This window comes from Ruegeria sp., assembly GCF_040830605.1.
Taxonomy (GTDB): domain Bacteria; phylum Pseudomonadota; class Alphaproteobacteria; order Rhodobacterales; family Rhodobacteraceae; genus Ruegeria.
Genome location: NZ_JBFOMD010000006.1, coordinates 92,683 through 101,496, shown reverse-complemented (window position 1 = coordinate 101,496; position 8,814 = coordinate 92,683). Strand labels below are relative to the sequence as shown.

The following is an 8,814-nucleotide window of genomic DNA, read 5'->3' as shown; positions in this document are numbered from 1 at the left end:
GCCGGCGCAAAACGCCTTCGTCGAGAGTTTTAATGGCAAGTTCCGGGACGAATGTCTCAACCTTCACTGGTTCCGATCACTGCGCCACGCCCGCGAGGAAATCGGCCGATGGCGAAATCACTACAACACCAAGCGCCCACATTCGGCGCTCGGATACCCATCTTGACCTGTGTGATTTCTTCTGGGACCAAGTCTTCTTCTTGCGTAAATAGTCCCTTCTCAACTGTCGCACGGTCTTGGACAAAGCTCGCGACAATATCATTTATGTCGTCTCGACAGGCTTGTTTGGCTTTGTCTGAAACCGGTTCAATTAGACCCTTAATCTCGATCTGGTAGGTTGGTTGAGGGCCATCCGCGAAGCCCACGTTAGTTCTATCTGCGCCGTATCCCTCGGGGCCGTAGTCAACACCGTCTTGCGGGCCGCTTTTCGGGTTCTTGGGCACGAAGTCAAACTTTGGAGCCAAGACCTGTTCCATTAGCAAGCTTGCGGCGATCGCCTTCAAGGTGTCGTTGACAGCTTCAGTCACGGCTTCGCTGGAAGCGTCAGGCTCTGCAATGAGATTAGTGAAACGTGCCCGTGTTTTCCCCTCAGCATCACGGGTTGCTCTTCCGATAATTTGCACGATCTCTGTGAGGCTGGCTCGGTATCCAACGGTCAATGCGTGTTCACACCAAATCCAGTCGAACCCTTCCTTGGCCATTCCAAGCGCGACTATGATATCGACGTTGTCGCGGTTGTTCTTCTGTTTGGGGTCTTTTAGAGAGTTGAGGACCTTGGCCCGCTGAGACAGGTCTGTATCATCGACCAAATCTGCTATTCGCAACACACGACCTTTCGAAGTTTTGACAAGCTGGAAACCTGTTTCTTCATCGCGCTTTTGCCATTCACCCAAAGCGTCGATGATGTGCTCGACTTCTTTGTGCTTGTCCTTGGTGCTCTCCTTCGCATTCACGCTAGGGATGTGGATGATGGTTTTCTCTGACGGGTCCAAGACCTGCAGGATGTCGTCGGCATATGCTCCCGTATAAAAGAAATAACCAATGTCCAATTGCTTGAGCCAACGATAACCATTCAACTGCTCATAGTAAGTGTAGGTGACTGTGTCGAAGTTCGCTTCGTCATCTGGGGTGAGCACAGCTTCTGCATCGCCCCGGAAGTAACTGCCGGTCATCGCGACAACATGAATTCTGTCGCGCGCGATCAGAGCGGTTAGATATGTGCCGAGTTTGTTCTCCGGGTTCGCCGAGACATGGTGGAATTCGTCCACCGCAATCAACCGATCATCGAAAGCTTCGATGCCGAACCGATCAACGGCGAACCGGAAGGTGGCGTGGGTGCAAACAAGCACGCGATCATCGCTTTGCAAGAAGCGCCCTAGAGCATCCACCTTCCCGCTGTCGCCTCCGGGGGCATTGCAAAGGTTCCACATTGGGTCCACAGCCCAATCCGCCCAAAAACCGAACTTCGATAGTGGTTCATCGTTGAAGCTTGCCCCAATCGACTTTTCTGGGACTGCTATGATTGCTTGCTTCAAACCTTGGTTTTCAAGCTTGTCGAGAGCTATGAACATCAAGGCCCTGCTTTTGCCAGATGCTGGTGGCGACTTGATTAGCAGGTATTGCTCTCCACGTTTTTCGTATGCGCGCTCCTGCATTGGGCGCATCCCAAGTTCATTCGACTTTTGGTCAGTGCCCGTCTGCGCGTAAGTGATTGAAACTGATGGGACTCGGCTCACTGTCATTGATCACCCACCTAATCTATATGGCCATAGCGTCGACCGCTACCCATGGTCATCACAACTGACAGACGATCTCCGAATGCCGCCTCAAAGTCGGTTGCTTCCAATGCACTCATTCGAAAACCTTGTTCGGTTCTCTGAAAGACAAGAACTTTCCCATCGTAGAGGTCAAACCCGTGGGTCTCAGGAATTGGGAGGGTGATTTTCTCCATTGAGTTGTTTCCCAATCTGATGTTTCGCGCGACTGGGTCACCTGCCGGTGTAAGAAAAGTGACCTCACCGATTGTTGAGTTCAGCGGTAAATCGTCTGGAGGGAGAAATCCAAAGTATCTCGCCATCCCTCGAGGAAGATCGATTTGATTGCCTGGTCTAAAGTCACCTCGGTTCTTAGTCACGTAGCCTGCTTCAATCCAGAAAACATCCCTTGCAGAAGGAACGCCCACGCCATTCTCAGCGTTTTCGATCACGCGTGAGAATGACCCTCTCCATGCCTCTTAACGCTCATCCTAGCCGTGGTGACACACAGCCGACCACTTGACCCTCACGCTAGACCCGGCAACAGCTTTCTCGCCGTCTGATCTCTGCGACCACATTTGTCTTCGATGGTGAGAGCGAGGGGGTGCGATCAATACTTGTGGCGATTGGCCTTACGTTGAAAGTAAGGTGAATATCTTATCCTTGGCGCAGCCATCGGAATAGGGTCTTCAAGCGAAAGTGTCTAGCGAAGTTGAACGACTGACGACCCTCTGAGGTGCAGCCAGAGTATCTGGGTCATTCAGTCCAATCCACTTCAAGGTTCACCTCAAATCGTTTGTCGGCTGATGCCGCCATGATGATATTCTCTCACCAATTGGACCCGTTTGGTTTCCTTCCTGACTAACCCTTTGGTTTCCCATGATGGTTGCCCTCTAAGGTGTCCCCTTCACAGATAACAGGTTTACGGCAGGTCACTGCCAGACGCCGTTTTCGTTATCCTTTTCATATACTTACGACCCCTCTCATTTTTGAGTGAGACAGATGTGCTGCGCGCATCTCTCTTTTGCATCCCGCAATCCCGGCCCTCATGGCCAATGACCCGCCTCATTCAGGGGCTCCCAGACAGAAAGCTACCACATGCTCTACCCAAATCGCTCGACGCACACCGTTATCATCGACCGCGCATGCGGCACTGGTAAAACTACTGAGATGCTTGCCTCTCTACGGCATGACAGAAAGTATCTACTGGTCACGCCATTGCTCAACGAGATCGACCGTTTTATTCGGGAAGCTCCAGATGGTGTAGAAATAGTTACGCCCGAAGAAGGGAAGGGTCCGAAACTCTCCCAACTTGAAAAGCTGTTGAAAGACGGCAAATCGGTAGCAATCACACACAAGCTGTTCTTCATGACGCTCCAACAGGCTGACTTGATGGCCGACTACGAGATCATTGTTGACGAGGCACCCAACCCAGTCACCAACATCAACACCATCGACGCTGATGCATTCAACGAGGCTGTTGTGGGGTGTGGGTATGCAACCGTCTGTCCCAAAGCTGGTCAAGTCCGACCCACCATGGCGTGGATCAAGTGGCAGCGTGAAAAGCTCGGCAGTGATGGTGAGCCCACATTCTCCAATGGTCTCCATCCGGAAATCTACAAACCGGCCATTCAGGGGCAGCTTCATGTTGATAACAACGGTATCTTCGCCGTCGCAACGCCAAACCAAGTGCTACTCGCGGGACGTTCTTTGACGGTCATGACATTCCTCAGTGAAGGCACATACATCCGTGCCTACCTAAACATGCTCGCTCAGTCGCATTCGAAAGCAGCCTTCACGGTGGTTGAAGAGACGCCTGCTGATTGGCTTAGACAGGCGAGGGAACTGGTCACCGTGGAAGAGTTGGCTTTGCCAAAGCACGTCAACCTGTCGTTCTCAAAGCAGACACGACGTTCGACTGACAAAACGTGCAGGTCTATTGGCGGTGCTCTGAAGAACCTCCTCTATCGGCGTTGGAAAGGTGTAGAGCGGACCAACATCATACTCACTTGTGCACGTGGCAAATGGTTTGATGATCGTAAAAGTCGGTATGCTGGAGAGTGGGCCAAGTATTCCCGCCTGTTCGGGAGGGACTATGGCAGAGGCGGTGTGCAATGGCTCGCAAACAAAACGCGCGGGACCAATGACCCCAAGCACGCTTCCCACGCGATCTACCTCTATTCGATGTCACCCAACCCTATGGTGCAGAATTTCCTTGGGGTGTCAGGTCAGCATTTCGCTGACAAGTATGCGTTGGCGGAGATGGTCCAATGGATATGGAGAACTCGTGTCCGTGACGGCTTGCCGATTTCGGTGGCCATCCCTGATGATCGTATGCGTGACATCTTTGTGGGTTGGTTGAACGGCGTGTCTGAAAGCTGCGATCTACTCGAAGCTGCCTAGCGAATTGATGGGGCTACGAACAAAGCTCGATCCCTTCGCAAAATTGAGAAGACCCTGTGGTCCCCGCTGGTGTTGTTGCTGGCGGGGCCGAACAGAGAGATGCTGCACATGCGCATTGTTGATCTGGGTCTGCCCAGAATACTCGCATGCTAGCTGGCATGTTCACGACACACAAAACGTGGCCCTCACGACACATTTTTGCGGTCCTCTGCGTGACAGTCTATAGGGTAACTGGTTGGTATCACTGATAGTTTTTCACAGTAAGGGCGCGTTCGGGGGCGTGTGGGGGCACCATCTGCATTGTAAAGCACTGTTTTTTGAACGGCAAAGTGGCACTCTTGGGCCGTGCAAATTATGTCGTGGTCCACGATCACCACTCGGCTCCCTGAATCACCGCTGTGACCTCAACCGACATCAGGCGCTGTTCTGAATCTTCCTGTGGATTGCAGATGTGACTGGTTAGGTCTGAGACGACACCGGCATGATCTGGCGCTTGTTGCATCCATCTCCAGCCAGAGCCCCGCGCATGCCACGAGATGACCCGCCTTTCGGTCCAGCATCATCACATCTTCCGCGAAAGCGGCTCGTCGAAGTGGATTTTGCGGCGTTTCACACGAGTCGCCAACTTTTGTTACTTTGGGGCTCGGGTCTTTTCTGAATCACGGCTTTTAGGCGAGCGGATCGGGTTTGAACCGGTCGGCAGCTGGGGTGGAGTGTGTAGGTTTCTCACTTCATTCGTCTTCGCGTTACCCTTCTTCAGTGATCATTCCAACCGCCTGCGCGAACGCGGGCTTTGTACAAATCGGACAGTCCATGTCCAAAGCCATGTACAAAACCGACACAGCTTTCCGGCCAACGCGTCTTTGCTGCGCTTGAACCTTTTGGCCGCAACGCATAGGTTCCCGCCAAATTTGTGGGTCAGGCCCGCTCTCATGAACAAAGGAATATACCATGGAAGGTGGCGCCATCGCCCAGTTTCTCCCGCTCATTCTGATCTTCGCGATCATGTATTTCCTGCTGATCCGTCCGCAGCAGAAGAAGATGAAAGAGCATCAGGCCATGGTCAATCAGCTGCGCCGGGGCGATCAGGTTGTCACGCAGGGCGGCCTGATCGGCAAGGTCGCCAAGGTCAAGGAAGATGGTGAACTCGAGGTCGAGATCGCCGAAGGTGTCAAGGTGCGCGTGGTCAAGGCGACCATTGCCCAGGTTCTGAACAAGACCGAGCCGGCGAAGTAACTTCGCGCCACAACATCTTGAAAAGGCAGGGTAATGCTGCAAATTGATACCTGGAAGCGGGTTCTGATCTGGCTGGTCTGTGCGGTCGGTCTGTTGATGGCTCTGCCAAACGCGTTTTATACCCGCGTCGAACAATCCAACGACGCACTGGCCGCGATTGAACTGGGTGCGACCGGCGCCGAGTTGCAGGCGCAGGCCGATCAGTGGCCCGGCTGGATGCCGTCTTCGCTGGTCAATCTCGGGCTCGATCTGCGCGGCGGCGCGCATCTGCTGGCCGAGGTCAAGGTCGAGGATGTCTACGAGTCCCGGATGGAGGCGATGTGGCCGGAAATCCGCGACACCCTGCGCGGCGAGCGCGCCACCATCGGCACCATCCGCAAACAGCCCTCTGCCCCGGATGAGATTCGCATCAAGATCAGCCAACCCGAAGGCATGTCCCGCGCGCTGGAAGTGGTGCGAGGTATGGCCCGTCCGATCCAGTCGCTGACCGATGCCGGCGCCATGGATATCGAGGTTCGGGCCGAGGGTGACGTCGTGGTGGTGACGCTGTCGGAGGCCGAGAAACTCGCCTCGGATGACCGCACCGTGCGGCAGGCGCTGGAAATCGTGCGCCGCCGGATCGACGAGGTCGGCACCCGCGAACCTACGATCCAGCGTCAGGGCGCCGACCGTATCCTGATTCAGGTGCCGGGCATTGGCAGCGCGTCGGAGTTGAAAGAGATCATTGGCACCACGGCGCAGCTGACCTTCAACCCAGTTGTCTCGCGTGGGACCGATCCGGACGCCACCGTCGGCGTGGGTGAAGAGTTCGTTCCCTCGATCGACGAGGAGGGAGTTTACTACATTATCGAGGCTGCCCCGGTTGTCACCGGTGAGGAACTGGTCGACGCGCAGCCATCGTTCGATCAGAACGGGCGGCCCGCCGTGAACTTCCGCTTCAACACCACGGGTGCGCGCAAGTTCGGTGACTATACCCGCGAAAATATCGGTGCCCCCTTCGCCATCGTGCTGGATGACGAGGTGATCTCGGCCCCGGTGATCCAGAGCCACATTCCCGGCGGTTCAGGCATCATCACCGGGCGCTTTACGGTCGAGGAAAGCACCAATCTGGCCGTGCTGCTGCGCGCGGGGGCGCTGCCCGCCGGGCTGGAATTCCTTGAAGAACGCACCATCGGGCCCGAGCTGGGTCAGGACAGTATCGATGCAGGTAAGGTGGCGACTATCGTGGCCTTTGTCGCGGTACTTGTGTTCATGGGGCTCAGCTATGGCCTGTTCGGCCTCTTTGCCAATGTCGCGTTGATCATCAACGTGGGACTGATCTTTGGCCTATTGTCGATCATCGGAGCCACTCTGACCTTGCCGGGCATCGCCGGGATCGTGCTGACCGTCGGCATGGCGGTGGACGCCAACGTGCTGATTTTCGAGCGTATCCGCGAGGAGATGAAGACCGCGCGCGGCCCATCGCGCGCTATCGAGTTGGGCTACGAAAAGGCGCTCTCGGCCATTCTAGACGCCAACATCACCACCTTCATCACGGCGGTGATCCTTTTTGCCATGGGCTCGGGGCCCGTCCGGGGTTTTGCCATCACGTTGGGGCTGGGCATCCTCACCTCGGTCTTCACCGCGATCTTCGTGACGCGGCTGATGATCGTGATGTGGTTCGAACGCCGCCGTCCCAAAACGATCGAGGTATGACATGCGACTGAGACTTGTTCCCAAGGAAACCTCGTTCGATTTCTTCAGCCGGTGGAAGCTATGGCTGGGTATTTCGGCGCTGCTGGTGGTGGTGGGCTTTGCCTCGTTCCTGATCCAGGGGCTGAATTTCGGCATCGACTTCCGGGGCGGCACAACCATCCGCACCGAAAGCGCGCAGCCCATTGATGTAGGCGCTTACCGGGATGCGATCTCGCCGCTTGATCTGGGCGATGTGACCATCACCGAGATTTTCGATCCGACCTTTGGCCCGGATGAAAACGTGGCGATGATCCGCATTCAGGCGCAGGAGGATGCCGAGTCGGTGACCGCCGAGCTGATCGGCAGTGTCGAAAACGCGCTGACCGAAGTCGTGCCGGACATCCAGTTTGTCTCGGTCGAATCCGTCGGCCCCAAAGTGTCCGGAGAGTTGATCCAGACCGCCGTGATCGCGGTGATGCTCGCCATCGGAGCGGTGCTGGTCTACATCTGGCTGCGTTTCGAATGGCAGTTCGCCCTGGGCGCCGTGGCAGCACTTGTGCATGACGTGATCCTGACCATCGGCATCTTCTCCGAACTGCAGATCCGCTTTGACCTCGCCATCATCGCGGCGCTTCTGACCATCGTCGGCTACTCGCTGAACGACACGGTTGTGGTGTTCGACCGGGTCCGCGAGAACCTGCGGAAATACAAGAAGAAGGACCTCAAGGAGGTGCTGAACCTCTCGATCAACGAAACCCTCAGCCGGACGGTGATGACCTCGGTTACCACGCTGCTGGCGCTGATCTCGCTCTATGTGCTGGGTGGTGACGTGATCCGGGGCTTTGTCTTTGCGATGATCTGGGGTGTGATCGTGGGCACCTATTCCTCGGTCTTCGTGGCCTCGACAATCCTGCTGTGGCTGGGGGTCAAGCGCGACTGGTCCAAACCGTCGAACACGTCGGGAAACCAGTTCGCTAATGTTGATGCCTGATGCGCTGCATGCAGCGCTGGCCACGCCGGGGCTGATCTGGCTGTGCCTTACCATCGGAGCCGCGGGTCTTGTCCGCGGCTTCACTGGTTTTGGCACGGCGATGATTTTCGTTCCGGTGGGCACCCAGTTCCTGCCAACGGCGGATGTGGTGTTTATGATGGCGGCCACCGGCATCTTCTCGACCATGGCTCTGGCACCATCGGCGTGGCGCGAATGCGACAAGGGCGAAGTCAGTACATTGGCGCTCGCCGCCGCCGTAACAGTGCCGATGGGTCTGTGGCTGATGACGCGGATCGACCCGGTAACGCTGCGCTGGATCGCCTCTGGCGTGATCGGTCTGACGCTTTTGGCGGTGATTACCGGCTGGCGCTGGCAGGGCAGGCTGGGCTGGCCGGGGCGTTTCGCCATTGGTGGCGGGGCAGGAACTGTGGGCGGCATGACCGGCCTGACCGGGCCGGTGGTGATCGTCTTCTACCTCGCCAACGCCCGCGACGTGCGCAGGGTGCGTGCCAACACCATCATCTTTCTGGCGATGCTCGACATCGTCATCGTGGCCAATATCCTGCTGGGCGGGCTGGCGGACACCGCAACGCTTTGGGTGGCGCTGATCCTCACGGTGCCCTATCTGATCACCACGCTGATCGGCAAACGGCTGTTCGATCCGTCGCTGGAGAAACTCTATCGCGTCGCCTCCTATGGCGTGATCGCGGCGGCGGTGATCTCGGGCCTGCCGGTTCTGGATTGAAGGAGGGGGAC

7 protein-coding genes and 1 pseudogene are annotated in these 8,814 nt (G+C 56.4%); 6 read left to right on the top strand and 2 right to left on the bottom strand.

What is annotated here, in order from left to right; all coding sequences use genetic code 11:
• A partial coding sequence (locus tag AB3N21_RS10985; RefSeq protein WP_367935277.1) for a transposase occupies positions 1-166 on the top strand: 166 nt, incomplete at its 5' end.
• On the opposite strand, the pseudogene AB3N21_RS10980 reads toward AB3N21_RS10985, so the two are convergent.
• Positions 156-1,742: pseudogene (locus tag AB3N21_RS10980) on the bottom strand (DEAD/DEAH box helicase); the annotation flags it as partial. The gene AB3N21_RS10985 and the pseudogene AB3N21_RS10980 sit on opposite strands and share 11 nt — an antisense overlap.
• 11 nt (positions 1,743-1,753) lie before the next feature.
• Positions 1,754-2,206, bottom strand: a complete 453-nt coding sequence (locus AB3N21_RS10975) for a hypothetical protein (protein ID WP_367935274.1) — start codon at positions 2,204-2,206, stop codon at positions 1,754-1,756.
• 646 nt (positions 2,207-2,852) lie between these two features.
• Between AB3N21_RS10975 and AB3N21_RS10970 the strand changes: the two genes are divergently transcribed.
• The 5 genes from AB3N21_RS10970 to AB3N21_RS10950 all read left to right on the top strand — a co-directional run bounded on the left by AB3N21_RS10970 (position 2,853) and on the right by AB3N21_RS10950 (position 8,803).
• Positions 2,853-4,157, top strand: coding sequence for a DEAD/DEAH box helicase family protein (locus tag AB3N21_RS10970; protein ID WP_367935273.1), 1,305 nt, complete (start codon positions 2,853-2,855; stop codon positions 4,155-4,157).
• 951 nt (positions 4,158-5,108) lie between these two features.
• Positions 5,109-5,393 carry a preprotein translocase subunit YajC gene (gene yajC / locus AB3N21_RS10965; protein WP_171178562.1) on the top strand — a complete coding sequence of 95 codons (285 nt, stop codon included), beginning with the start codon at positions 5,109-5,111 and terminating at the stop codon, positions 5,391-5,393.
• 33 nt (positions 5,394-5,426) lie between these two features.
• Complete coding sequence (secD, locus tag AB3N21_RS10960) at positions 5,427-7,088, top strand: protein translocase subunit SecD (protein ID WP_367935272.1); 1,662 nt, start codon at positions 5,427-5,429, stop codon at positions 7,086-7,088.
• A gap of 1 nt (position 7,089) precedes the next feature.
• On the top strand, positions 7,090-8,058 hold the full coding sequence (gene secF, locus AB3N21_RS10955) for a protein translocase subunit SecF (protein ID WP_367935271.1): 969 nt from the start codon (positions 7,090-7,092) through the stop codon (positions 8,056-8,058).
• Positions 8,051-8,803: a TSUP family transporter gene (locus AB3N21_RS10950; protein ID WP_367935270.1), complete on the top strand. Its 753-nt coding sequence runs from the start codon at positions 8,051-8,053 to the stop codon at positions 8,801-8,803. Before secF ends, AB3N21_RS10950 begins: the two co-directional genes overlap by 8 nt.
• Positions 8,804-8,814: the final 11 nt, after the last annotated feature.

What these genes read in the sequence shown, in the direction of transcription:
- AB3N21_RS10970 (WP_367935273.1), top strand. Translation starts at nt 2,853, where the DNA reads ATGCTCTACCCAAATCGCTCGACGCACACCGTTATCATCGACCGCGCA.
- yajC (WP_171178562.1), top strand. Translation starts at nt 5,109, where the DNA reads ATGGAAGGTGGCGCCATCGCCCAGTTTCTCCCGCTCATTCTGATCTTC.
- secD (WP_367935272.1), top strand. Translation starts at nt 5,427, where the DNA reads ATGCTGCAAATTGATACCTGGAAGCGGGTTCTGATCTGGCTGGTCTGT.
- secF (WP_367935271.1), top strand. Translation starts at nt 7,090, where the DNA reads ATGCGACTGAGACTTGTTCCCAAGGAAACCTCGTTCGATTTCTTCAGC.
- AB3N21_RS10950 (WP_367935270.1), top strand. Translation starts at nt 8,051, where the DNA reads ATGCCTGATGCGCTGCATGCAGCGCTGGCCACGCCGGGGCTGATCTGG.